Below are 24,214 nucleotides of genomic sequence, written 5' to 3' on the forward strand. Positions count from 1 at the left end.
GACTTCCGTTTCCGGAGCATCCCGCTGTACGAGGCGGTCTACGGGGTGCGGCACGTGAGCCCGGAGCTCGGCGAACGGGCGGTCTACGGGCTGCCGGAGATCTACCGGGACGCCCTCCGCAAGACTCCGTTGGCGGCGGTCCCCGGGTGCTTCCCCACGGCGGTCATCCTCGCCCTGTACCCGCTTCTCAAGGAAGGGCTGATCGAAGCGAAGGGGATCGTGGCCGACTGCAAGACCGGGGTGTCGGGCGGCGGGAGGGGGCCGTCACTCGGCTTCCACTACCCGGAGGTGGAGGCGGGTGTGCGGCCGTACGGACTCCCCCGGCACAGGCACAACCCGGAGATGGACCAGGAACTTTCGCTGGCCGCCGGCAGGAAAGTGACCGTGACCTTCGTCCCGCATCTCCTCCCGATGGTGCGGGGCATCCTGGCGACGTGCTACGCGACGGCGTCGGGGAAGGTCGGGGAAAGAGACGTGGAGACCGCCTACCGGAAGCATTACGGGAAGGAGCCCTTCGTGCGCCTCTGCCTGCCGGGGGCCCTGCCCTCGACGAAGGACGTGTACGGGAGCAACTTCTGCGACGTCGCCTTCCGGGTCGACGAGAAAAGCCGGCGCGTGATCGTCGTGTCCGCGATCGACAACCTGGGGAAGGGCGCCTCGGGGGCCGCCGTCCAGTGTTTCAACCTCATGATGGGCTTCGCGGAGGACGAGGGCCTCCGGACGGCCCCCCTGTTCCCGTGAGCATCCCCCCCCGCGGAGTCGCGGTGGTCATCCCGGCGAGGTACGGCGCAAGCCGCCTCCCGGGGAAGCCCCTGGCCCAAATAGACGGTCGCCCGATGATATGGTATGTTTGGGAAAACGCACGGAAATCGAGGTGCGCCACGCGCGTGATCGTGGCCACCGACGATGAGCGGATCGCCGTCGCCGTGCGCGGGTTCGGCGGGGAGGCGTGGATGACATCCCCGGACTGCGCCTCGGGGACGGACCGAGTGGCCGAGGCGTCCCGGGGACTTTCCGAGGAGATCCTCATCAACGTGCAGGGCGACGAGCCGACGATGGACCCGTCGGTGATCGACGCCGTTGCCGGGCCCCTTCTTGCGGACCCCTCGGTCCGGATGACGACGGCCGCCATCGTTCAGGAGGACCCGGAGGACCATGTCCGGCCTTCCGTGGTCAAGGTGGTGGTCGATGACAGGGGGGACGCCCTGTATTTTTCCCGCGCGCCCATCCCCCATTACCGGGATTCCGGATCCGGCCGGTACCGGAAGCACCTGGGGATCTACGGATACCGGAAGGACTTCCTGCTCCGCCTTTCCGGTCTTCCCCCGAGTTCCCTGGAGGAGGCGGAGCGCCTGGAGCAGCTCCGTGTCCTGCAAAGCGGCGGGAAGATCCGCGTCGTCGACGTGGAATACGACTCGGTGGGCGTGGACACCCCCGAGGATCTCCGTGCGGTGGAGATGAGGATATGCGCCCGGAAAAAACGGTAAAGCCGAAGTACATCTTCGTGACGGGGGGGGTCGTCTCCTCCCTGGGCAAAGGGCTTGCCGCCGCCTCCATCGGGGCCCTCCTGGAAGCGAGGGGGTTGCGGATCACGATGCTCAAGCTCGACCCGTACATCAACGTCGACCCGGGGACGATGAACCCGTTCCAGCACGGGGAGGTCTACGTGACCGACGACGGGGCCGAGACCGACCTCGACCTGGGGCACTACGAGCGGTACGTGTCGACCCGGATGGGCAAGAAGAACAACTGCACCACGGGGAAGATCTACCATTCCGTGATCACGAAGGAGCGGCGCGGGGATTATCTGGGAGGCACGGTTCAGGTCATCCCCCACATCACCGACGAGATCAAGCGGGTCATCTATTCGGCGGCGCAGGGGTACGACCTGGCCATCGTGGAGGTCGGGGGGACGGTGGGCGACATCGAGAGCCTGCCGTTCCTCGAGGCGATCCGCCAGGTGAGGACCGACCGGGGGAAGGAGAACGTCCTCTACGTCCACGTCACGCTCGTCCCCCACATCCGGACGGCGGGGGAGCTCAAAACGAAGCCGACCCAGCACAGCGTGAAGGAGCTCCGCTCGATCGGCATCCAGCCCGACGTCCTTCTGTGCCGGACGGAACGGGTGCTCCCGAAGGAGATCAAGGCGAAGATCGCCCTGTTCTGCAACGTCACCGAGGACGCGGTCATCACGGCCCGGGACGTCGACCTCATCTACGAGGTGCCGCTCGTCTTCCATCAGGAGGGGCTGGACGACAAGATCATGGAGCTGCTGAACATCTGGGCGGGGGAGCCCAGGCTCGACCCCTGGGTCAACGTGGTGGAGAAGTGGAAGAACCCTCTGGGCGAGGTGACCATCGCCATTGTGGGCAAATACGTCAACCTGAGGGAGTCGTACAAGAGCCTGAACGAGGCGCTGACGCACGGCGGGATCGCCCACTCGGTGCGGGTCCTTCACCGCTACGTGGACTCCGAGGAGGTGGAGCGTCAGGGAGCGGAGGCGCTCCTCAAGGGGGCCGACGGCATCCTGGTCCCGGGCGGGTTCGGGTCGCGCGGCGTCGAGGGGAAGATCGCGGCGGTCCGGTACGCCCGGGAGAACCGGATCCCCTATTTCGGGATCTGCCTCGGCATGCAGGTGGCGGTCCTCGAGTTCGCCCGGAACGTCTGCGGCCTCGCGCAGGCGACGAGCCGGGAGCTCGACCCCGAAGGGGAGTGCCCGGTCATCGACCTGATGCCCGAACAGCGTGACATCCAGGAAAAGGGGGCGACGATGCGGCTGGGGGCGTACCCCTGCCGGCTCGCCGACAACTCGTTCGCCTCCCGGGCCTACGGGGTCGCCAAGATCTCGGAGCGGCACCGTCACCGCTACGAGTTCAACAACGAGTACCGGGAGACACTCTCCGCCAAGGGACTGCGGATCACGGGCCTGTCGCCGGACGACCGTCTCGTGGAGATTGTGGAGATCCCCGGCCACCCGTGGTTCCTCGGCTGCCAGTTCCACCCCGAGTTTCAGTCGAGGCCGCTCTCCCCTCACCCGCTTTTCCGGGACTTCATCGGCGCGGCCCTCGCGTATTCCCGCCAGGGGGGGTCGTGATCCGGCAGGTTGCCATCGCGGGCCGCTTCCGCGTCGGGGGGGGGGCCACCCCGGTCTTCATCGCCGGTCCCTGCGTCCTCGAGTCCGCGGAACTGGCGTTCGGCGTGGCGGAGTTTCTTGCCTCCCTGGCCGCACGGCTTTCAATCCCTGTCATCTTCAAAGGTTCGTACGACAAGGCGAACCGGTCCTCGGTGCGGTCCTTCCGGGGGCCCGGGGAGCGGGAGGGCTTGCGGATTCTCGCCGAAGTGAAGAGCCGGTACGGCCTGCCCGTCACCACCGACGTCCACGAACCCCGGCAGGCGGGGTCGGCCGCGAAGGTAGTGGACCTTCTCCAGATCCCCGCGTTCCTCTGCCGCCAAACCGACCTGCTCGTCGCCGCGGGGGAAACGGGTCTTCCCGTCAACGTCAAGAAGGGGCAGTTCATGGCCCCGTGGGACATGGCGAACGTGGTGGAGAAAGTCGCGGTCGCGGGGAACCGCGCCGTATTCGTCACGGAAAGGGGGACCACCTTCGGCTACAACAACCTCGTCGTCGACTTCCGGGGAATCCCCGCGATCCGGGAGAAGATCTGCCCCGTGGTCTTCGACGCGACGCACAGCGTGCAGCTTCCGGGAGGGGCGGGAACCGTCTCCTCGGGGGATCGGCGGTTCATCGCGCCTCTGGCCTGCGCGGCCATGGCGGCCGGGGCGGACGGCGTGTTTCTGGAGATTCACCCCGATCCCGAGCGGGCCCTGTCCGACGGGCCGAACAGCCTCCCTTTGCGGGACGTCGAGCCGCTGGTCCGGTCGCTGCTTGCGATCCGGGCGGCGGTGAACGAACCGGGAGCCGCAGGGGAGGGGTCGGACGAGATGCGCCCGGGGGCGCGGGACCTCGGCCCGTCGGGAAGCGCGACCGCCGGGAAAGGAGGCAAAGGCGATGGGACATGACAAGCGCGACCGGCATGCGGAGCTCGTCCAGCGTGCCTCCCGCGTGCTTTCGATCGAGGCGGAAGCCATCCAGGGGCTTCGGGAGCGGCTCGACGAAAATTTTTCCCGGGCGATCGAGATCCTCTTGCATGCGCCGGGGAAGGTGATCGTGACGGGGGTGGGGAAGTCCGGCCTGATCGGCCGGAAGATCGCCGCGACGTTCGCCTCCACCGGCACCCCCGCCTTCTTTCTCCATCCGGTCGAGGGGATGCACGGCGACATCGGGATGGTCCGGAAAGGGGATGTCGTCATCGCCCTCTCGAACTCGGGGGAGACCGAGGAGATCGTACGGATCCTGCCCCTCTTCAAACGGCTGGGGCTCTCCCTCATCGCCCTGACGGGGAACCCGGACTCCACCGTGTCCCGGCACGCCGACGTGACGCTTGACGCCGCGGTGCGGGAAGAGGCCTGCCCGCTCGGGCTCGCGCCCACCGCTTCGACGGCCGCCGCACTGGCCCTCGGGGACGCCCTCGCCATCGTTTTATTCGAGGAGAAGGGGTTCTCCGTGGAGGATTTCGCCCTGCTCCACCCCGGCGGGGTGCTGGGGCACAGGCTCCAGAAGGTGGGAGACGTGATGCACCGCGGGGAGGAGATCCCGCTGGTCCCCCAGGAAACCCCGCTCAAGGACGCTCTCTTCATGATCAGCTCGAAGCGGCTCGGCGTCACGGGGGTCGTCAACGGGAGCGGGATCCTCGTCGGAGTGATCACCGACGGCGACGTCCGGCGGGCAATGGCCCGCGGGGTCGACCTGTTCACGACGAAGGCGGGGGAGATCATGACCCCCGATCCCAAACGGCTTGCGTCGTCGGATCTTGCCGCATCCGCCCTGAGGAAGATGGAGCAATTTTCGATCACGAGCCTGTTCGTCTTCGACGACCATTCCCCCGAGATGCTGGTGGGGATCGTCCACATCCACGACCTGTTGAAGGCAGGCATCGGATGAGCGGTGGGCAGAGAAGGAAGGGCGCCGAGGAAAAGGCGGCCCGGGTGCGCCTGTTCCTGATCGACGTGGACGGGGTGCTCACCGACGGGGGGATCCTCTTCGACGGAAACGGCGTGGAAACGAAGCGGTTCCACGTCCGCGACGGGCACGGGATCAAGATGATGCAGCGGGCGGGGATCGAGGTCGGGATCATCACGGGGAGGACGTCGGAGGCGGTACGCATCCGCGCGGAGGAACTGGGGATCGCCCGGGTCCGGCAGGGGACCTTCGACAAGGTGGCAGCGTGGCGGGAGATGCTCGAAGAGTCGGGCGTCACGCCGGAGGAGAGCGCCTACGTGGGCGACGACATCGTGGACATCCCGCTCATGCGCCGGGCGGGGTTCGCGGCGACGGTGGCCGACGCCGAGGAGTACGTCCGCTCGGAGGCCGACTTCATCTCCTCCCGGAGAGGGGGGCACGGCGCCGTGCGGGAGATCATCGAGTTCGTACTTGCAGCCTGCGGGGCATGGGACAAGGTCACCGCGAAATACTTCGGCGCCGGGGCGGAAGGGTGACGGGGAAACTGCTGTCGTTCCTGGGGGTGGTCGTGGTCCTCGCGGGGGCCTATCTGGTGGCCCTGGACTTCGCACGAAGCTTGCGCCTTTCCCCCGGAGGGGACGGAGGGACGGCGGACATCGGCGGGCCGAAGATCGTCCTGCGCGGAGTCGAGATGATCGAGGCGCGCGAGGAGGGGCCGGTCTACCGGCTCCGTTCGGACGATGCCTCCTACGCGGCGATGTCGGCGCGCGTGGTCGCGTCGGGAGTGACCCTCACGCTGAAGGAGCGGGAGGGGGATATCGTCGTGACCGCCCCCGCGGCCTCCTGGAACATGAACGAAGGCCGGGTCGACCTCGACGAAGGGGCTTCGGCACGAAACGACAGGGGGTGGACAGCCTCCGCGCCCCGGGCGATCATCGATCTTCGCTCGGAGGTGATCGCCGCCGAGGAGGCCAGCCTCGCGGCCCCCGGCGTTACGGTTACGGGAAGCAACCTGCGGTGGCGCTGGCGCGAGGGAACCATGGCACTCGATTCCCCGAGGAGCAGGATCATCCCCCGCAACATGCCGGCTCCGGGAAAGCGAGGGTGAGAACGTGAGGGGGCAAAGAGGGCGTTCCGGCACGTTCCGGCGGGTTGTTGCGGGAGGGGCGGCGTTTCTTCTCCTCCTCCTGTCCCTCGCGGTGCGCGCGGCGGCCGCAGGGGAGCAGGCGGGATCGCGTCCGGACGAGCCGGGCCGACAACCGATCGAGATCACCGCCGACCGCCTGTTGGCCGACAGCGCACGGGAATCCGTGACCTTCGAGGGGAATGTCGTGGCCCACCAGGCGGACGTGACGCTCCATGCCGACCGTCTCTACGCGGAATATTCCCGGGCGTCGCGCGCCATCGAAAAGATCACGGCGGAGGGAAACGTGCGGGTGATCCAGGGGGGGAAGGAGGCGCGGGCCGCACGCGCCGTCTTCTACAACCTGGAGCAGCGGATCGTCCTCACGGGGGGGGCCGACCTGGCTCAGGGGGAGAACCTCCTCAAGGGCGATACGGTGACCATCTACCTGCGGGAAAACCGGTCCGTGGTGACGGGCGGGGAGGGGGGGCGCGTCCGGGCCGTCATCCACCCGCAAGGCTTCCTGGAAACGAAGGAGAAGGAAAACCGTTGAAGTCCTTGGCTGTCCGCGACCTGAGGAAGCGATACCGGAACCGTGAGGCGGTCAAGGGGGTATCGCTGGGCATCGGCCCGGGGGAGGTCGTGGGCCTTCTGGGACCGAACGGCGCGGGAAAGACCACCATCTTCTACATGATCGTGGGGCTGGTCCGGCCGGATGCCGGGACGGTTCTTCTCAACGGGGAGGATATTACCCGTCTGCCGATGCACCGGCGGGCGAGGATGGGGCTTGGCTACCTTCCCCAGGAGCCGTCGGTCTTCCGGAAACTGACGGTCCGGGAGAACATCCTCGCGTTTCTGGAGGAGACCCCCCTGTCCGAGGGGGAGCGGGAGGACCGGTTGCACGAGCTGCTCACGGAGATGCGGATCTCCCACGTCGAGGAGACGATGGGGTATTCCCTGTCGGGAGGGGAGCGGCGGCGCGTGGAGATCGCCCGCTCCCTGGTGATCTCCCCCGTGTTCCTGCTCCTCGACGAGCCCTTCGCCGGAATCGACCCCATTTCGGTCGCAGACCTCCAGCAGGTGATCCTTGGGTTAAAAGAGAAGGGAATCGGGGTTATAATAACGGATCATAACGTGCGCGACACCCTATCGGTGTGCGAACGGGCCTACATCATCTCCGAAGGGGAGATCCTCCTCGAGGGGAACCCCGAGGAGATCGCGTCGTCTTCGCGCGTGCGGGAAATTTACCTGGGAGAGCAGTTCTCCCTGTAGACGGCCAGGAGACGGATGGCTCTGGAACTTCGACAATCCCTGAAACTCAGCCAGCAGCTGGTGATGACCCCGCAGTTGCAGCAGGCGATCAAGCTTTTGCAACTATCGAGCCTGGAGCTGCAACAGGCGGTTCGGGAGGAGCTCGAGGTGAACCCCACCCTGGAGGAGGTCGTGGAGGAGGTCCCCGAGGCTCCGGGGGAGGCGGAGCCGCAGACGGAGACGGAAGCATCCCCTCCGCAGGCGGAACCGGACGCGTCCGAGGCTCCCACGGCAACGTCCTCGAAGGAATTGATCGACCGCGTCGACTGGGACTACTATTTCGGGGATGGCGCCACGGCGGGAAGAGCCAGGGGGGAGACCGACCGCGAGGAGGAGGACGGCCGCCCGTACTACGAAAACCTCCTCACCCGGAAGCCCTCCCTCTCCGAATACCTCGAGACGCAGATCTGCCTGTCGGATGCGGATGGCGCGCTGAGGGAGATCGCCCCCTACCTGATCGGGAACATCGACGAGAACGGATATCTCAAGGTGTCCGCCGAGGAGACCGCCGAGGCCCTCGGGAAGCCCCTCGAGGAGGTGGAGCGGGCGATCGCGAAGATCCAGACGCTGGACCCCGCCGGCATCGGGGCCCGCGACCTCCGGGAATGCCTGATGATCCAGGCCCGCGAGAAGGGGGAGGAGTTTTCCCTTCCCCTGCAAATCCTCACCGACCACTTCGACCTCTTCACTCGCGGGGACATCGCGGGCATAGCGAAGCGGCTGAAGCTCCCCCGCGAGATCGTCCGGGAGGCTTTCCAGAAACTGGTGACCCTGTGGCCGAAGCCCGGCCGGCTGTTCTCGGGGGACGACGTGCACTACATCACCCCGGACGCCTACGTGGCCCAGGTCGACAACCAGTGGGTGGTCACGCTGAACGAGGATGGACAGCCGCGCCTCCGGCTCAGTTCCTATTACCGGGACCTTCTCTCCGCCGGGGACCGGCTCGGCAAGGAGGACAAGGACTTCCTCAAGCAGAAGATCAACTCCGCCCTCTGGTTCATCAAGAGCATCCAGCAGCGGCAGAGGACCATCTACAAGGTCGTGGAAAGCATCATGAAGCTCCAGAAGGATTTTCTCGAGGCCGGGCCGAAGCATCTCAAACCCCTCACGCTCCGGGACGTCGCGGAGGACATCTCCATGCACGAGTCGACGGTCTCCCGGGTGACGAACAGCAAGTACGTGTGCACCCCCCACGGGATCTTCGAGCTGAAGTTCTTCTTCAATTCCGGCCTGAACCGGGAAGGGGGGGGGGAGGATATCGCTTCCAAGTCGGTGAAGGAGAAGATCCTGGAGATCATCAAAGCCGAGGGGGGGGACAATCCGTCGAGCGACCAGGATCTCGTCCGGCTCCTCCGCAACCAGGGGATCCGGATCGCCCGCCGCACCGTCACCAAATACCGCCAGGCCATGGGTGTGCTGCCTTCGTCCAAGCGAAAGAAGTTTTTCTAGGCCGAAGCGCGACGCTTCGTTCAAAGGAGGGAACCGCGTGTCCAACATCTCCGTGACGTTCCGTCACATCGACTCGAGCCAGCCCCTCAAGGACTATGTCACCGAAAAGCTGGGAAAGATCCAGAAGATCCTGGACAGCCCGTTCGAGGCGCAAGTGACGCTTTCCGTCGAGAAATACCGCCACATCGCGGAAGTCTTTCTGACCGGGCGGGGAATCACGATCAAGGCGTTCGAATCCACCGACAACCTGTATTCCGCCATCGATCTCGTCTGCGACAAGGTGGAACGCCAGACGAAGAAATACCGGGAGAAGAAAAAGGACCGGGCCCCCGGCATCATCGCGGAGCCGATCGTGTCCGGGTCCTCCCTCACGATCAGCGAGGGCGATTCGGGCCCGCGCATCGTCCGCCACGACAACTTCGTCCCCAAGCCGATGAGCGTGGAGGACGCGGCCCACTACCTCGACATCCTGAAGGTGGACGTGTTCATGTTCGTCAACCAGGAGACCAACCAGCCGAGCGTGGTATTCCGGCAGCAGGACGGGAACATCGGGTTCACGGAGCCCCGGGCCCGATGAAGATCCAGGACATCGTTCCCCCCGAGGCCATCGTGGACAACCTGCGGGGGGAGACGAAGGAAAACGTCCTCCGGGAGCTGTCCGAGGTGATCGTCAAGATCGTGCCGAAGCTTTCCGCGGACACCCTGACCTCCATCCTGATGGAACGGGAAAGCCTGGGCAGCACGGGCATCGGGGACGGGGTGGCCATCCCGCACGGCAAGGTGAACGGGATCGATCGCCTGGTCGCCGCCTTCGGCCGGAGCCGAAACGGCGTCCCGTTCCAATCCCTGGACGGAAAGCCGGCGCATCTGTTCTTCCTGATCATGGCCCCGGAGTATTCGGCCGGGATGCACCTGAAGGCGCTCGCGCGCATCTCCCGGCTGCTCAAGGACGAACGGTTCCGGCGGTCGCTCCTCGAGGCGGCGGACGCCGACGAACTGCGAAGCATCCTCCGCGAGGAGGATGCCGGCTCGTAGCAAGGCCCGCTCCGGCGAAGGAGGCGTGCGCCGTGCCGGTACTGGTTGACCGTTTCCTCGAATCGTGTGCCGAGCCTCTCCGGTTGCGTCTGCTGTCGGGCGCGGCCGGCCTTTCCCGGGAGATCACGGACAAGACGGTGCAGAAGGCCGGGCTCGGGATCACGGGGGAGGTCGACTCCACTCACCCGGGGAAGATCCAGATCCTGGGGGAGACCGAGATCACCTATTTCCGGATCCAGCCCGCCGCGCGACAGACCCAGATCGCCGATCTCTTTTTCTCCCGGCCGATGTCGTGCGCCATCGCGGGAGGAGGCCTTCCCCTGCCTCCCCGGATGGTCGAGACGGCGGAGCGAAAAGGGGTTCCCCTGATCCTCTCGGATCTCCCCACCTCGGACCTCATTCGCGAGGTCCTGGGGAACCTCGAACGGATGTTCGCCGAGACGGCCACGATCCACGGGGTCCTGATGGAAATCCTGGGGGTGGGGGTGGCCCTCCTGGGGAAGAGCGGCATCGGGAAGAGCGAGTGCGCGCTGGACCTGATCCTCCGCGGGCACCGCTTCGTCACCGACGACGTCATCCACCTGGAGAAGCGGGGGCCGGAAACCGTCCTGGGGACCGGGGAGGACGTGACCCGGCATCACATGGAGATCCGCGGCCTGGGGATCATCAACATCCAGGACCTCTTCGGCCCCACGGCGATCGTGGACCGGAAGAAGGTGGAGATGGTCATCCGGATCGAGGAGTGGAATGCCGCCAACGACTACGACCGCCTCGGCCTGGATGACCTCCGCACGGACGTACTCGGAGTGCGCCTGCCGACGATCCTCCTCCCCGTCTCCCCCGGCCGCAACCTTGCGACGATCGTGGAGGTGGCGGTCCGGAACTATCTGCTGAAGAACCGGGGTCTTTTCTCCGCAGCGCAGCTGGTGGAGCGCCAGTCGAGGCTGGCGGAAGGGCGAAAGCCGGAATGACGGCGCCCCCGAGGTTTCGTCGCGCCCGCATCGTCGTCGTGACCGGCCTTTCGGGGTCGGGAAAGAGCACAGCGACGAAGGTGTTCGAGGACATCGGCTACTTCTGCGTCGACAACCTCCCGCCGGTGCTCCTTCCGAAAATCGTGGACCTGGTCTCCGAAGCGCGGACCGACGTGGTCCGCATCGCGCTCGTGGCCGACGTGCGGGGGAGGGAATTCCTGCACGATTTCGCGCGGGTCATCGAACAGCTCCGGCAGGGGCAGCACGATGTCCACGTCCTGTTCCTCGACGCGGGGGACGACGTCCTCCTTCTCCGGTACAGCGAGACGAGGAGGAGACACCCGCTTGCGGCCCGGGGCGGAGCGAAGGAGGCGATCCGCAGGGAGCGGGAGATGCTCTCCCCCCTCCGGGAGATGGCCGACACGGTTCTCAACACCTCCCAGTACACCGTCCACCAGTTGCGGGACACCATCGTCCGGAGATTCCGCGGGAAGGGGGGACCGACCCTTCAGGTGGGCGTCGTCTCCTTCGGATACAAGTACGGCATTCCCCTCGAAGCGGACATGGTGATCGACGTCCGGTTTCTTCCCAACCCCAATTTCGTCCCGAAGCTGAAACCTTTGACCGGCCTGGACCGGAAGGTGCGCGATTACGTCATGAAGAACCGGTCGACGCGGACGTTTTTCGGAAAGCTGACCTCGTTCTTGCAATTCCTTCTCCCCCTTTATAAAAAGGAAGGGAAGGCCTATTTCACGCTGGGCGTGGGATGTACGGGAGGGAGGCACCGTTCGGTGGTGGTGGCCGAGGCGGTGAAGCGCTCTCTTCCCAAGCCGGTGGCCCCCATCGTGGTCCATCGCGACATCCACAGGTCATCCCCTCCCGGCAGGAGCGTCCGATGATCGGCATCGTACTGGTTTCCCATGGCCAGCTGGCTTCCGAGCTTCTGCGCGCCGCGGAAATCATCGTCGGGAAGATCGAGAACACGGTGACGGTCGACGTCCACCCGAAGATGGGGATGGAGGAGATCCACACGGCGGTGGAGGCGGCGATCCGGACCGTCGACGCGGGGAAGGGAGTCCTCCTTTTCATCGACATGTTCGGAGGGACTCCCTCCAACATCGGTCTGTCCTTCCTCGCCACCCACAACGTGGAGGTGGTGACGGGGGTGAACCTTCCGATGATGGTGAAGCTTCCGATGGTGCGGCCGACGATGTCCCTCTCCGAGTTGGCCAAGTTTCTCCGGGACTACGGCCAGCGGAACATCACGATCCCGGGCGACATGCTCAAGAAGAAGGCGGAAAAATAAACGCGATGTCCCTCGTCCTGGTGCGGGTTGACTGCCGGCTGATCCACGGCCAGGTGGTGGAGACCTGGATTCCCCACACGGGGGCCAACTGCCTCCTCGTGGCCAACGACGAACTCGCGGGCAACCCGTTCTTGCGGTCGGTCATGGAGATGGCCGTGCCGCAGGACATCCACGTCGTCTTCTGCCGGGTGGACGAGGTCGGACGCCCCCTCGCCGAGATCGACCGCCTGGGGGAAAAGGCGATCCTCCTCTGTGCGACCTCCCGCGACGCCCTGGCCATTTTTCAATGCGGGGTCCGCTTCTCCACGCTGAACATCGGCAACCTCCATTACGCGGCGGGGAAGGTGGAGATCGCCCCCTCGGTCTTTTTTTCCCGGGAAGACTTCGATACCGTTCACTGCTTCTCCCACCTCGGCGTGGCCGTAACCGTCCGTTCCACGCCGTTCGAAGCCGGCACCTTGTTCGATCCCGAGGGGTGACGGCGATGGTGGGGAGTTTCCTGCTCGCCGCCGCTCTCGGGGGGGTCTGCTATCTCGACCGGACCGCCGCGTTCCAGATGATGCTGCACAGGCCCCTCGTGGTGGCCTCGATCATGGGGGCGATCTTCGGAAACTTCGCCGCGGGGGCCCAGGTGGGGGCGGTACTGGAACTCCTCTACATCGCGCGCCTTCCCGTCGGGGCGTCCGTTCCCCCCGATGACACGGGGGCCGCGGTGTTCGGGGGGGCGGCCGCGGCCGCGGCTTCCTCCTCGATCGGGCTCGATATGGGGAGTTTTGCCTCGATCCTCCTCCTGTCGGTGCCGTGCGCGGAGTTCGGAAAGTACGCGGACCGCTTTGTGCGGCGGATCAACGGAAGGATCGCCCACCTGACCGTCGAGCAGGTGGAGAGAGGGGACACCCTGGCGGTGGAGCACGCCCTGATGGCCGGCGCCATTCTCTTCGCCGTCTTCGGGATGGCGCTCACGCTTCTTTTCTCCGGTCTCGGCATCTCCGCGGCGCGGTTCCTCCTCCCCCGGTTCGGCCCGGAAAGCCACCTTCAGTTCGCCGCCCTGCTGCCCGCGCTTCCTCTCCTCGGGGCCGCGTCGGTCTTCTCCTGCAGCAGAACGGACCGGACTGCGCCCGTCTTTTATTTGACGATGGGGTGCGTCTTCGCCGTGACGTTCTTTTTCCGGTGGGTGGTCTGATGGGAGGGATCCCGTTGCGCGTGCGCAGAAAGGTCTGGTTCCGGCAGTTTCTCCTGCAGGGCTGCTGGAACTATGAAGGGATGCAGAACGTGGGATTCGCCTACAGCATCCTGCCCGCGCTCCGCGATCGATACGGGGGCCGTCCGGAAGAGCTCTCCCGGGCGCTCAAGCGCCACCTCGAGTTCTTCAACACCCATCCGGCGATGGCGGCGGTGATCCTGGGGGCGGTGATCCGGCTCGAGGAGCGCGTCGCGGCGGGGGAGGAGGATCCACGGGCGGTCGGCACGTTCAAGGTGGGGCTGATGGGTTCCCTCGGGGCGATCGGGGACTCGTACTTCTGGGGGGCCCTGAAGCCGATGGCGTCCGTCGCGGGGGCGATCCTGGCGTTCGTCCACCCCCTCCTGGGGATTGCGACGCTGTTGCTTCTCTACAACAGCTCCCACCTCGTACTCCGTTTCCGGGGGTACACCGCGGGGATCGGAGGGGAGGAGGGCGCGGTCCGGTTCCTCAAGTCCGCGGGGTTCACCGCGAGGACGGAGGACCGGAAGATGATCGCCGCCATTCTGGGAGGGGCCTATGCGGGGGTGGTGGGCAGCCACGCGGCGCTTCTCTTCGGCGGGGCGTGGCTGGAGTTGGGGGTTTTCCTGGTCGCCGCGCTGACCGTCCACCTGTTCACGGTCTTTTTCCGGAAGGCGGTGTCGCCTTCGGAAGTGCTTCTCCTGCTTCTCCTCATCGGGACGCTGATTCTCTGGCAATGAAGGCGTCGGACGACAAATCGGTCGGTAGGGAAGGGGAACCCGGAAAGAGGGAGTGCCGGTTCGAGATCGTGAACCGGCTGGGGCTGCACGCCCGCGCCGCGGCGAAGCTCGTCCGCCTCGCCAACGGCTTTTCCTCGGAAATCCGCCTGTCCCGGGAAGGGGTGGAGGTGAACGGCAAGAGCATCATGGGCGTCCTGATGCTCGCGGCCCACCGGCAGTCCCATGTCTTGGTGTCCGCCGAGGGGCCGGACGCCCGGGAGGCCGTGGAGGCGATCGGTGTGTTGATCGCGGGGAAATTCGAGGAGGAGGAGTAGGAACCATGCCCGAGAGCGCGCGTCCGAAGATGAAGGTGCTCCGCGGGATTCCGGCCTCCCCCGGAGTGGCCATCGGGAAGGCGTTCTTCCTCAACCGTGCGCTTCCGCGATCCGTCCATTCGACCGTGCCCAAGGAGACGATCGAGGAGGAGATCGGCTCGTTTCTCCGCGCGGTGGCCCGCTCCAAGGAGCAGATCCACGCGATCCGGGACGGCGTCAAGGATCACGCAGCGGACCATTACCAGATCCTCTCCGTCCATCTGGCTCTCCTCGAGGACTCGATGCTGGTCGACCAGACGGTCCGCCTCATCCGGGAGAACCAGTTCAAGGCGGACTGGGCGTTCAACAAGGTGCTCCAGAACCTTCTGGAGACGTTTCACCGGATCGAAGACCAATATCTCCGGGAGCGGGGGCACGATCTCCGGCAGATCGGACACCGGGTGCTCGAGAATCTGGCGGGGCGCCCCGTGGAAACGGTGGCGTCCATCCGGGACCCGGTGATCGTGATCGCGCACGACCTCTCGCCGGCCGACACGGCGCAGATATTGAAAAGCCCCGTCCTGGGGTTCGCGACCGACGTGGGAAGCAAGACCTCGCACACCGCGATCACCGCTCGCTCCCTCGGCATTCCCGCCGTGGTCGGGCTGGAGCGCGTGACGAGCGAATTCGTCGAGAACGAAGAGGTCATCATCGACGGGGAGGAGGGAGCCCTGATCCTTCGGCCCACCCCCGAGGTGGTGCGCGAATACACGGAGAAGAAGAAGGCCTACAGCCTCCGCATCCGGGACCTCGCCAAGTTCGCCCGCCTCCCCGCCGTCACGCGGGACGGAAAGACGCTCAGACTCCTGGCGAACATCGAGTTCCCCGAGGAGGCCGAGGTGGCCCTCCGGAGCGGCGCGGACGGGGTGGGCCTGTACCGGACCGAATTTCTGTACCTCAACCGGAAGGATCTCCCCTCGGAGGAGGAGCATTTCCAGACGTACCGCCGCGTCATCGAGAAGTTCGGGCGCCACCCCGTGACCGTCCGCACCATCGACCTGGGAGGGGACAAGTTCGCGTCGCAGATCGAGCTGGCCGAGGAGATGAACCCCGCGATGGGGCTTCGGGCGATCCGGTTCTGCCTTCGGGAGCGCGACATCTTCAAGCAGCAGATCCGGGCCATCCTGCGCGCCTCCTCCTACGGAAAGGTCCAGATGATGTTCCCCATGATCTCCGGGGTCGGGGAGCTGCGTGCCGCACTCGCGGTCGTCGAGGAGGCCCGGTCGGAGCTGAAGAAGAGGCGAATCTCGTTCGACCGCCAGATGCCGGTGGGGATCATGGTGGAGATCCCGGCGGCGGCGATCGTCGCGGACCAGCTGGCGAGGGAGGTGAATTTCTTCAGCATCGGGACGAACGACCTCATCCAGTACGCCCTCGCCATCGACCGGGTGAACGAACACGTCTCGTACCTCTACGAACCGCTGCACCCGGCGATCCTTCGGCTGATCCGTCGGATCGTCGACGCGGGGCATGACGCCGGCATCCCGGTGGCCATGTGCGGGGAGATGGCCGGCGAGCCCCTCTACACCTACGTCCTTCTCGGTCTGGGGTTGGACGAGATGAGCATGAACGCGACGTCCATCCCGCGCGTGAAGCGGATCCTCCGGAAGTCGGCCGCTTTCGAGGCGCGGGAATTCGCGGAGGGGCTCCTCGCTCACGCCACCGCGGCCGACATCGCCGGGATCCTGGTGAAGAAGCTGGAAGACCTATTTCCGGAAGAACGGTTCTGACGTATAATCCGAAGGCTTTTATTCCTTTCCCCCGGGAGAGACCTGGCATGAGAGATTTTCTGTTCACCTCGGAATCCGTGACGGGGGGCCACCCCGACAAGGTCGCGGACCAGATTTCCGACGCGGTTCTCGACGAGATTCTCCGGAAGGACCCGCGGGGGAGGGTCGCCTGCGAGACGATGGTGACGACCGGCCTCGTCATGGTGGCCGGGGAGATCACCACGACCGCCCTGCTCGACATCCCCGCCCTCGTTCGCCAGACGATCGCGGCCATCGGGTACACGGAGAACATGAAGGGATTCGACGCGAGCAACTGCGCCGTCGTGATGGCGGTCGACCGCCAGTCCCCCGACATCGCCCGGGGCGTCGACCGGAAGACGGCCGACCGACAGGGGGCCGGCGACCAGGGAATCATGTTCGGGTTCGCCTGCAGGGAGACGAAAGAGTTGATGCCGATGCCGATCGCGTTCGCCCACCGGATATGCGGCCGGCTGACCGAAGCGAGGGAGAAGCGGGTGCTGCCGTGGCTTCGGCCGGACGGGAAGAGCCAGGTGACCGTGCGGTACGCGGGGGGCGTGCCGCGCGAGGTGACCGCCGTCGTCTGCTCGGCGCAACACGCGGAGGATGTGAAGAGGAAAGCGCTCGAGGAGGGGATCATCGAGGAGGTCATCCGGAAGAGCATCCCGGCGGACTTGCTGTCCCCCAAGGTGAAGTTCTACATCAACCCCACCGGAAGGTTTGTCGTCGGCGGGCCCCACGGCGACACGGGTCTGACGGGGCGGAAGATCATCGTCGACACCTACGGGGGGTACAGCCGGCATGGCGGCGGGGCGTTCTCCGGGAAAGATCCCTCCAAGGTCGACCGGAGCGCCTCCTATATGGCCCGCTATGTGGCGAAGAACATCGTCGCCGCGGGGCTGGCGGGGGCGTGCGAACTCCAGCTCGCCTATGCCATCGGCGTGGCGGAGCCGGTGTCCGTCATGATGGAGACCTTCTCCACGGCCAGGGTGCCGCCGGAGAAGATCGAGCGGGCGGTGCGCGAAACCTTCGATCTGCGGCCCGCCAGGATCATCCAGGAACTCGACCTCCTCCGGCCGATCTACCGGAAGACCGCGGCCCTGGGCCACTTCGGCAGGGAGCTTCCGGAGTTCACCTGGGAGAAGACCGACAGGACGAGCGTACTGCGCAAGGCCGCGGGCCGCTGACCTATTCTTGGAAGGGGAGAAAGGGGGACACGAGAATGGCCCGCGGAAAGAAATTCGACGTCAAGGACGTGCGTCTCGCGCGGGCGGGGCGCGACCGCATCGAGTGGGCGAAAAAGGAGATGCCGGTGCTCCGCTCCATCGGGGAGCGGTTCACGAAGGAAAAGCCCCTCAAGGGGACACGGATCTCCGCCTGCCTTCATGTGACCACCGAGACGGCGGCGCTCATGCAGGTGCTCGCGGCGGGCGGCGCGAAGGTCGCGCTGTGCGCCTCCAACCCCCTCTCGACGCAGGACGATGCCGCCGCCGCGCTCGTGGCGAACGACGGCATATCCGTCTACGCGATCAAGGGCGAGAACCGGAGGACCTATTACAACCACATTCTCCAGGCGTTGTCGGTTGCGCCCCACCTGACGATGGACGACGGGGCCGACCTGGTCTCCGTGATCCACACGAAACGCAAGGAATATCTGGAAAACGTGGCGGGGGGCACCGAGGAGACGACGACCGGCGTCATCCGGCTGCGCGCCATGGCGGAGAAGGGGGTGCTGCGCTATCCCATCGTAGCGGTCAACGAAGCGAAAACCAAACACTTTTTCGATAACCGGTACGGAACGGGGCAGTCCACGATCGACGGGATCCTCCGCGCGACCAACCGGCTGCTGGCCGGCTCCTGCTTCGTGGTGGCGGGGTACGGATGGTGCGGGCGCGGGCTGGCGATGCGCGCCCGCGGAATGGGGGCCCGTGTCCTCGTCACCGAGGTGGACCCCCTCCCGGCGCTCGAGGCGGTCATGGACGGCTTCGAGGTGGCCCCGATGAGCGAGGCGGCCGCCTGGGGCGACATCTTCTGCACCCTCACGGGGAATATCCATGTGCTTCGGGGGGAGCACTTCCGGAAAATGAAGGACGGGGCAATCGTTTGCAATTCCGGACACTTCAACGTTGAGATCGACATCCCCGCCCTGGCGGGGATGTCCCGTACGGTCCGCACCGTCCGCCCCTTCGTCGAGGAATACCGGTTGCGGGACGGAAAGGCGATTCACGTTCTGGCCGAGGGGCGGCTCATCAACCTGGCAGCGGCGGAAGGTCATCCCGCGACCGTCATGGACATGAGCTTCGCCAACCAGGCGCTCGGCGTGGAATATCTGGTCGAGAGGCGGGAGACCCTCGAGAGCAAGGTCTACCCGATACCCAAGGAGATCGACCAAGAGATCGCGAGGCTGAAGCTCGCGGCCATCAACGCCCGGATCGACCGCCTCACCCCGGAACAGAAAAAGTACCTCGCATCGTGGGAGATGGGGACCTAATGTGCGGGGACACTCCTAAGAACAGGGACGTTCCTTAGAACTCTTCCTCCCCTGCGGCGGGCGCCGCATCCATGCCCTGTTACGAGGGCGCCAGGATCGGCTTCGCCTCCGGGGTCCCCACTCGCGTCCAGCCTCGCCGCATCCGCCCGGACCTCCCGTCCGGGCATGGCGGTCCGCCTCGCCCACCTGTCGCCCGCATCGGGGCGGGCTTTTCCTCCTGTTCGTCGGCGGCGGGCTCGGAGCTCGAACCTTCAGGACACATTTCACCGGAAGGGTTCTCGCTCCCCGGCTGCGTCCAGCGAACGTGCCCATTGGTCGTCTCCCCGGCCATTCCCCTTCCTGTGTGGTATGCAAGCCTTTTTCCCCTATAAACGGCGGGGCCTCCGCCGGTTCCGCCTTCGGCTTCCCGCTCGGGGGATCCCCTGCGGCGGGCGCCGCATCCACGCCCTCTTTGTAATGCGTCCCCACCCGACGATCTTCGCGGGGATCGATCCTTCCCTCCTCCGGCCGGCATCTTACTTATTGGCCGGAAGAGAGGAGACTTCCCCTCCTTGAAGAGAGCGGGGGCGGGTTTTCGCCCCCGTCGTTCTTCCGGCCATTTTTTAACCCCCCGGGAACGCCTATCGTCTCGTGTGCCGGAGCAGGAAGACCCCCGCGGAGGCGATCGCCAGGTCCGGGAGCCAGGCCGCCGCGAGGGGAGGCAGAAGTCCTTTCCTCCCCAGGGAGAGCGACGCCGAAAGCACGATCCAGCACACGAACCCGATGAACAGCCCCGCACCGATGCTTCTCCACACTCCCCCCGACCGGGGCGACCGGAGGGCGATCGGAATGGCGAGCAGGCTGATGGCGACGTTCAGGAGGGGGTACGAAAGCTTGGCGTGCAGGTCCACCTCGTAGCGTCGCACGTCGTATCCGCGGGCGATCGAATCGCGGACATAGTCCGAAAGCTGGGCGTAGGTCATCTCCTCCGGCGGTGTTTCCCCCTCTAAAAACCCGAGAAGGGTTTCCGGAAAGAAGAATTCCCGGTCCGTGAAGCGGACCGTCTCGATATTCCCGGAAAATCGACGCTCCGTGCCCTCGCGCAGGAGCCATTTTCCGTCCTCCAAAAAGGTGGCCGAGCGGGCGTCGACGCGGCGCACGAGGCGGAAGTCCCCGTCCACCTCCAGGTACTGGAACCCGGAGAGCTCCCGCCTTTCGGGGTGGACCACCTGGGCGGAGAGGATTCCGTTCGCGCCGCGGATCCAGTAGCGGTTCAGCGAGAACTCGGCCCCGACCTTGCCGGGCCGCACCGCAAACTGGGCGATTTCCCTGGCCTTGCGGTTTGCCCGGGGGGCGACGGTTTCCGAAGCCACCAGGGACAGGGCGAAGATGACGGCGCATCCGGCGAGAAGCGGCGCGCAGGCCCTCCCGAGGCTGATCCCGCCGGAGAAGATGGCGGTGAACTCGTTTGCCCTCGCCCTGAGGGAGACGGTGATCAGCACCGCCAGGAGAACCGCCACGGGGGATGTCAGGATGAAGATGTTCGGCGCGCTGTACAGGTAATACCCGAGCATCTCCCACGGAGAGACCTTGGTTTTCAGAAACTCATCGGCCCGTTCGACGAAGTCGATCACCACGAAAAGAAGCAGGAATCCCACCGTGGCCGCCGCTGCCATCCGGGAGAACTCCCGGAGGAGATAACGGGTGACGATCGTCATCTTTTCCCTGCGAGCCACCCGAACGGGTCGGGGAGAACCATCATGCGGTTCTCGGATCGCCAGAGGAACCAGCATGCCGTCGCGAACCCGGCCGCGTTGGGAAGCCAGAGAAGCACCGCCATGAGCAGGGGGGAATACGACTCGAGCGCCCCGGCGGCGGCAAGAAACAGGTAATAGACGAGGATGACCGCCAGGGTGAGGGCGATCGCGGGGGATTTTCCGCGGGCGCGCCGGGAATGGCCCAGCGGGATCGCAAGGAGGCCGAACGCCAGGCAGGAGGCCGCAAGCGAGAGTCGTCTGTGGAAGTGGTACCGGTAGGTGGCCGCGGGCCCCGTTCCCCCCGTTTCGGAGATCTTCCGGGAAAGTTCCGGCAGGGTGAGATTCCGGGGAGCGTTCCGGTTCCCTTCTTCGACATTCCCCCTCGGGAGGCGGAACTCCATCTCCCGGAAGGAGCCCATCCGGTACGCCTTCGCTCTCCGGTCTTCGTTATGGATGGTGCCGTCGAAGAGGACGAGCCCGGCGGGCTTGTCGTCGCTTTCCGCCAGGAATTTCCCCTCTTTCGCGAACACGAGCAGAGGGTCCTGTCCCTTCAGACGCTGCGAGAGCATGACCCCGGTCATGGCGGTGCCCTCGGACGACACCCGGTCGGGGAAGAGCAGGACATCGGGCGCCACTTCCCGGAAAACGTGCTCTTCGACCCCCGCCCCCGCGCGGATCGAGACGATTTGGGCGAGCGCCCCCGTGAGCATCCGTTGCCCCCACGGAATGCCGGCCCACCCGATCAGGAAACTCCCCGCGAAAGTCCCCAGGGCGATCAGGAGAACGGGGAGGAGCAGGCCGCGCATTCCCACCCCGGCGGAGCACAGGGCGGTCGTTTCCGAGTCTGCCCCGAGCCGCCCGAGGGCGAGCAGGACGGCGAGAAGCAGGGCGGCCGGGAGGGTGATTTCCAGAAAGGAGGGAAGGAGGGAGAGAAGCAGCTTTCCGACGAGCGAGGCGGGAACGCCCTTTGCGACCACGAGGTCGGCGAGGCGCGAGAAACGATGCAGCAGCGTCACGAGCGTGAAGGTGAAAAGGGCGATGAGGTAGGGCCCCCAGATTTCGGCCAGGATGTAGCGGTGGATGATTTTCATCGCTCGATTTCCGCCCCGCGGACCCGTCGCCGGCCTTTTCCTGCCCCCGGGGCCGGCTCTCCGCACGGACGCCGGGGACGGGCCGGGGGCATGTTTCGATAAATCGGGGACAACGGCGGAATCCTCGTATAATATCATAACCATTGGGACAATGATCCTTCAGACACTTCAGGCACTTCAGGCACGGGAGGAGGGCCGGCGTGGAGACGAGAAAGGGGCCGCACGGATGATCGTGGTCCGCGGCTCCTCCCAGTTCGCTTCCGAGAAGGTCGTTTCCCTCACGGTGGGGAACTTCGACGGGGTTCACCTCGGGCACCGGGAACTGCTGCGGAGAACGGTTTCGCGTGCGCGGAGCGCGGAAATGATCGCCGTCGCCCTCACCTTCTCGCCGCACCCGATCCGCTTCTTTTCGCCGGGTGCCCGTTTCTACGAAATCACGACCCTGGAGGAGAAGGAGGATCTCGTCTCCCGCATGGGCATCGACGTGCTGGTGATCGAATCCTTCGACGGAGGGATCGGCCGGATGTGGCCGATCGAGTTTGCCCGGGAAATCCTCTCGCGCCGGATCCGGGCGCGGTGGGTGACGGTCGGCTACGACTTCACCTTCGGAAGGAACCGGACCGGCTCCCCCGCGATGCTCGCCGAGGCCGGCAGGGAGCTCGGGTTCGAGGTGGAAATCGTCCCTCCCCTGGTCCGGGGCGGCCTGATCGTCAGTTCGACCCGCATCCGGGATCTGCTGCTGGGCGGGCGTGTCCGGGAGGCCGAGGAGCTGTTGTGCCGGCCCTATCGGATGTCGGGGCCGGTGGTGACGGGCGCGGGGCGAGGGAAGTCGCTGGGGTTCCCTACCGCGAACATCCGGTTCACCCAGGAACTGGTTCCCCTTCCCGGGGTGTACATCGTGGAGGCGGAGATCGGGGGTGTCCTGCACCGGGCGGTCGCAAGCGTCGGGTTCAGCCCGACCTTCGGCGAGAATTCCCTGGGCGTCGAGGTCCACGTGATGGACTTTCATCGGGACCTCTACGGGGAGGAGATCGCCGTGCATTTCCGCGACCGCATCCGGGACGAGAGAAAATTCAAAACCGTCCAGGAGTTGGTGCGGCAGATCGAGAAAGATGTCCAGTATGCCCGGGAGGCGAAGCTGACCCTGCGGAAGGAGCCGGCCTGCGCGGAACGGAATCCCGCCGCCGCGGAGGGGTCCACGGCATGAAGGAAGGGCGCGCCGCCGCGTGGGCTGTGGCCGGGGTTCTCCTCCTGGCGTCATGCTCCGGGGACACGGGCCGGTCGTCCGTCAATCCGGCGGACGCCTCCCGGATGCAGCAGGGGTTCGTCACCGCCGTCGAGCGGGCGGTCCCCGCGGTGGTGAACATCCGGACGGTCGCCCGCTTTTCGCGGGGAGCCGCGAGCGCCGCTCCGGGGGGCCGTGCGACCATGCAGGATTATCTCGAGGAACTGATGGAAGAGCACGGAGGGTTTCGGGAGAACTCCCTCGGGTCCGGCGTCATCGTCGGCGAGGACGGGCTCATCGTCACGAACGAGCACGTCATCCGGGACGCCGACGAGATCGTCGTCCGGCTTTCCGACCGCGCCGAGTACCGGGCCAGGGTCGTCGGTGCCGATCCACGCACCGATGTCGCTCTTCTGAGGATCAAGCCGTCGCGCAAGCTCCCCGTGGCCGTTCTCGGGGATTCCTCGCGAATCAAGGTCGGGGAGTGGGCGATCGCGGTGGGGAACCCGTTCGGGCTCGAGAGCACCGTGACCCTCGGGGTAATCAGCGCCACCGGGCGCGTGGACCTGCCGGGGACCGACCCGACCGGCGACCTGATCCAGACCGACGCGTCGATCAACCCCGGGAATTCCGGCGGACCGCTTCTCAACACCCGGGGCGAAGTGGTGGGGATCAACACCGCGATGATGAGCGGGGGCCAGGGGATCGGGTTCGCGATCCCCATCAACACCGTTCTGGAGATCGAACGGGAACTGGCGAGGACCGGGACGATCCGGCGCGGCTGGCTCGGCGTCGGCCTTCAGCTCCTGACCCCCGAACTGGCGGAATCGTTCGGCGTCAAGGGCGAGAAAGGGGTGTTGATCAATCGTGTCTTTCCCGAAAGTCCGGCGGCGTCTGCGGGTCTCCGCGGGGGGGACATCGTGATCGCCTTCGGAGGGATGCGGGTGGCCGGGGTCAAGGAATTCCAGAAGGCGGTGGCGGGCATCTCCCCGGGCTCCCTGGCTGTCCTGGAGATCCTGCGCGGGGGGAAGCGGATGACGCTCTCTGTGACGTTGGCCGAACGGGAGCCTCCTGCCCCCCCGGCCGTTCCCCGGAAACCCCCGATGGACACATGGGGACTTTCCGTCAAGGCCCTTTCGAAAGGGACGGCGCGCGCCCTGGGCATCCCCGGCGGGGTGGAGGTCCGGGAGGTGGACCCGTCGGGCGTGGCCGGTGCGGGAGGAGTTCGCGAGGGGGACATCCTCCTCCGGATCAACAGGGAGCGGGTGACGGGCCGGGATTCCTACCGGAGATTGCTGGGGAGGCTGCCGCGAGGGCAGATGGTGTCCCTGCTGATCGACAGGGACGGGGGACAGGTGTATCTGGCGTTTCGCCACCGATAGGGGAGAAGAGGAAAAAACCCGCCAAGGAGGGA

26 protein-coding genes are annotated in these 24,214 nt (G+C 66.1%); 24 read left to right on the top strand and 2 right to left on the bottom strand.

Features of this window, described 5'->3' with window-relative positions; genetic code table 11:
- The 22 genes from argC to ahcY all read left to right on the top strand — a co-directional run.
- Window positions 1-741 (top strand): N-acetyl-gamma-glutamyl-phosphate reductase (gene argC / locus VJ307_07280; protein HJX73942.1); only part of this gene is annotated, 741 nt, incomplete at its 5' end.
- A 23-nt stretch (window positions 742-764) separates the two neighbouring features.
- Window positions 765-1,487, top strand: coding sequence for a 3-deoxy-manno-octulosonate cytidylyltransferase (gene kdsB, locus VJ307_07285; GenBank protein HJX73943.1), 723 nt, complete (start codon window positions 765-767; stop codon window positions 1,485-1,487).
- Complete coding sequence (locus VJ307_07290; protein HJX73944.1) at window positions 1,466-3,094, top strand: CTP synthase; 1,629 nt, start codon at window positions 1,466-1,468, stop codon at window positions 3,092-3,094. The genes kdsB and VJ307_07290 overlap by 22 nt, the downstream gene beginning before the upstream one ends.
- Window positions 3,091-4,020, top strand: a complete 930-nt coding sequence (gene kdsA / locus VJ307_07295) for a 3-deoxy-8-phosphooctulonate synthase (GenBank protein HJX73945.1) — start codon at window positions 3,091-3,093, stop codon at window positions 4,018-4,020. Before VJ307_07290 ends, kdsA begins: the two co-directional genes overlap by 4 nt.
- On the top strand, window positions 4,010-5,002 hold the full coding sequence (locus VJ307_07300; protein HJX73946.1) for a KpsF/GutQ family sugar-phosphate isomerase: 993 nt from the start codon (window positions 4,010-4,012) through the stop codon (window positions 5,000-5,002). The genes kdsA and VJ307_07300 overlap by 11 nt, the downstream gene beginning before the upstream one ends.
- Window positions 4,999-5,556 (top strand): HAD-IIIA family hydrolase, encoded by a 558-nt coding sequence (locus VJ307_07305; GenBank protein ID HJX73947.1) that lies wholly within the window; start codon window positions 4,999-5,001, stop codon window positions 5,554-5,556. Before VJ307_07300 ends, VJ307_07305 begins: the two co-directional genes overlap by 4 nt.
- Entirely contained in the window at window positions 5,553-6,128 is a 576-nt protein-coding gene (locus VJ307_07310) for a hypothetical protein (GenBank protein HJX73948.1), read from the top strand. Before VJ307_07305 ends, VJ307_07310 begins: the two co-directional genes overlap by 4 nt.
- A 4-nt stretch (window positions 6,129-6,132) precedes the next feature.
- Window positions 6,133-6,696: a lipopolysaccharide transport periplasmic protein LptA gene (gene lptA / locus VJ307_07315; protein HJX73949.1), complete on the top strand. Its 564-nt coding sequence runs from the start codon at window positions 6,133-6,135 to the stop codon at window positions 6,694-6,696.
- Window positions 6,693-7,415, top strand: coding sequence for an LPS export ABC transporter ATP-binding protein (gene lptB, locus VJ307_07320; GenBank protein ID HJX73950.1), 723 nt, complete (start codon window positions 6,693-6,695; stop codon window positions 7,413-7,415). The genes lptA and lptB overlap by 4 nt, the downstream gene beginning before the upstream one ends.
- A 15-nt stretch (window positions 7,416-7,430) precedes the next feature.
- Window positions 7,431-8,903, top strand: a complete 1,473-nt coding sequence (gene rpoN / locus VJ307_07325) for an RNA polymerase factor sigma-54 (protein ID HJX73951.1) — start codon at window positions 7,431-7,433, stop codon at window positions 8,901-8,903.
- A 37-nt stretch (window positions 8,904-8,940) separates the two neighbouring features.
- The gene (gene raiA, locus VJ307_07330; GenBank protein HJX73952.1) at window positions 8,941-9,480 is read left to right on the top strand and encodes a ribosome-associated translation inhibitor RaiA; all 540 of its coding nucleotides are present in this window, start codon (window positions 8,941-8,943) and stop codon (window positions 9,478-9,480) included.
- A complete protein-coding gene (locus VJ307_07335) occupies window positions 9,477-9,938 on the top strand; it encodes a PTS sugar transporter subunit IIA (GenBank protein ID HJX73953.1) in 462 nt (153 codons plus the stop codon). The genes raiA and VJ307_07335 overlap by 4 nt, the downstream gene beginning before the upstream one ends.
- A gap of 32 nt (window positions 9,939-9,970) precedes the next feature.
- Window positions 9,971-10,909: an HPr(Ser) kinase/phosphatase gene (gene hprK, locus VJ307_07340; protein HJX73954.1), complete on the top strand. Its 939-nt coding sequence runs from the start codon at window positions 9,971-9,973 to the stop codon at window positions 10,907-10,909.
- Window positions 10,906-11,808, top strand: coding sequence for an RNase adapter RapZ (gene rapZ / locus VJ307_07345; GenBank protein HJX73955.1), 903 nt, complete (start codon window positions 10,906-10,908; stop codon window positions 11,806-11,808). The genes hprK and rapZ overlap by 4 nt, the downstream gene beginning before the upstream one ends.
- Entirely contained in the window at window positions 11,805-12,215 is a 411-nt protein-coding gene (locus VJ307_07350; GenBank protein HJX73956.1) for a PTS sugar transporter subunit IIA, read from the top strand. Before rapZ ends, VJ307_07350 begins: the two co-directional genes overlap by 4 nt.
- Before the next feature lie 5 nt (window positions 12,216-12,220).
- The gene (locus tag VJ307_07355) at window positions 12,221-12,694 is read left to right on the top strand and encodes a PTS sugar transporter subunit IIB (GenBank protein HJX73957.1); all 474 of its coding nucleotides are present in this window, start codon (window positions 12,221-12,223) and stop codon (window positions 12,692-12,694) included.
- 5 nt (window positions 12,695-12,699) lie between these two features.
- Window positions 12,700-13,398 carry a PTS sugar transporter subunit IIC gene (locus VJ307_07360; GenBank protein ID HJX73958.1) on the top strand — a complete coding sequence of 233 codons (699 nt, stop codon included), beginning with the start codon at window positions 12,700-12,702 and terminating at the stop codon, window positions 13,396-13,398.
- 20 nt (window positions 13,399-13,418) lie between these two features.
- The gene (locus VJ307_07365; protein HJX73959.1) at window positions 13,419-14,156 is read left to right on the top strand and encodes a PTS system mannose/fructose/sorbose family transporter subunit IID; all 738 of its coding nucleotides are present in this window, start codon (window positions 13,419-13,421) and stop codon (window positions 14,154-14,156) included.
- Window positions 14,153-14,470: an HPr family phosphocarrier protein gene (locus tag VJ307_07370; GenBank protein HJX73960.1), complete on the top strand. Its 318-nt coding sequence runs from the start codon at window positions 14,153-14,155 to the stop codon at window positions 14,468-14,470. Before VJ307_07365 ends, VJ307_07370 begins: the two co-directional genes overlap by 4 nt.
- Before the next feature lie 5 nt (window positions 14,471-14,475).
- Window positions 14,476-16,239: a phosphoenolpyruvate--protein phosphotransferase gene (ptsP, locus tag VJ307_07375; protein ID HJX73961.1), complete on the top strand. Its 1,764-nt coding sequence runs from the start codon at window positions 14,476-14,478 to the stop codon at window positions 16,237-16,239.
- A gap of 47 nt (window positions 16,240-16,286) precedes the next feature.
- Complete coding sequence (gene metK / locus VJ307_07380) at window positions 16,287-17,444, top strand: methionine adenosyltransferase (protein HJX73962.1); 1,158 nt, start codon at window positions 16,287-16,289, stop codon at window positions 17,442-17,444.
- Between the two features lie 35 nt (window positions 17,445-17,479).
- The gene (gene ahcY / locus VJ307_07385) at window positions 17,480-18,748 is read left to right on the top strand and encodes an adenosylhomocysteinase (GenBank protein ID HJX73963.1); all 1,269 of its coding nucleotides are present in this window, start codon (window positions 17,480-17,482) and stop codon (window positions 18,746-18,748) included.
- A gap of 620 nt (window positions 18,749-19,368) precedes the next feature.
- Here ahcY and lptG read toward each other — a convergent pair.
- Both lptG and VJ307_07395 read right to left on the bottom strand, forming a co-directional pair.
- Window positions 19,369-20,445 carry an LPS export ABC transporter permease LptG gene (lptG, locus tag VJ307_07390; GenBank protein HJX73964.1) on the bottom strand — a complete coding sequence of 359 codons (1,077 nt, stop codon included), beginning with the start codon at window positions 20,443-20,445 and terminating at the stop codon, window positions 19,369-19,371.
- Complete coding sequence (locus VJ307_07395; GenBank protein ID HJX73965.1) at window positions 20,442-21,575, bottom strand: LptF/LptG family permease; 1,134 nt, start codon at window positions 21,573-21,575, stop codon at window positions 20,442-20,444. Before VJ307_07395 ends, lptG begins: the two co-directional genes overlap by 4 nt.
- Window positions 21,576-21,726: 151 nt before the next feature.
- Here VJ307_07395 and VJ307_07400 point away from each other — a divergent pair, with 151 nt between their 5' ends.
- Together VJ307_07400 and VJ307_07405 are read left to right on the top strand one after the other, a co-directional pair.
- The gene (locus VJ307_07400) at window positions 21,727-22,782 is read left to right on the top strand and encodes a bifunctional riboflavin kinase/FAD synthetase (GenBank protein ID HJX73966.1); all 1,056 of its coding nucleotides are present in this window, start codon (window positions 21,727-21,729) and stop codon (window positions 22,780-22,782) included.
- Window positions 22,779-24,182, top strand: coding sequence for a Do family serine endopeptidase (locus tag VJ307_07405; GenBank protein HJX73967.1), 1,404 nt, complete (start codon window positions 22,779-22,781; stop codon window positions 24,180-24,182). Before VJ307_07400 ends, VJ307_07405 begins: the two co-directional genes overlap by 4 nt.
- Window positions 24,183-24,214: the final 32 nt, after the last annotated feature.

The organism is Candidatus Deferrimicrobiaceae bacterium, assembly GCA_035256765.1.
GTDB lineage: Bacteria > Desulfobacterota > Deferrimicrobia > Deferrimicrobiales > Deferrimicrobiaceae > CSP1-8.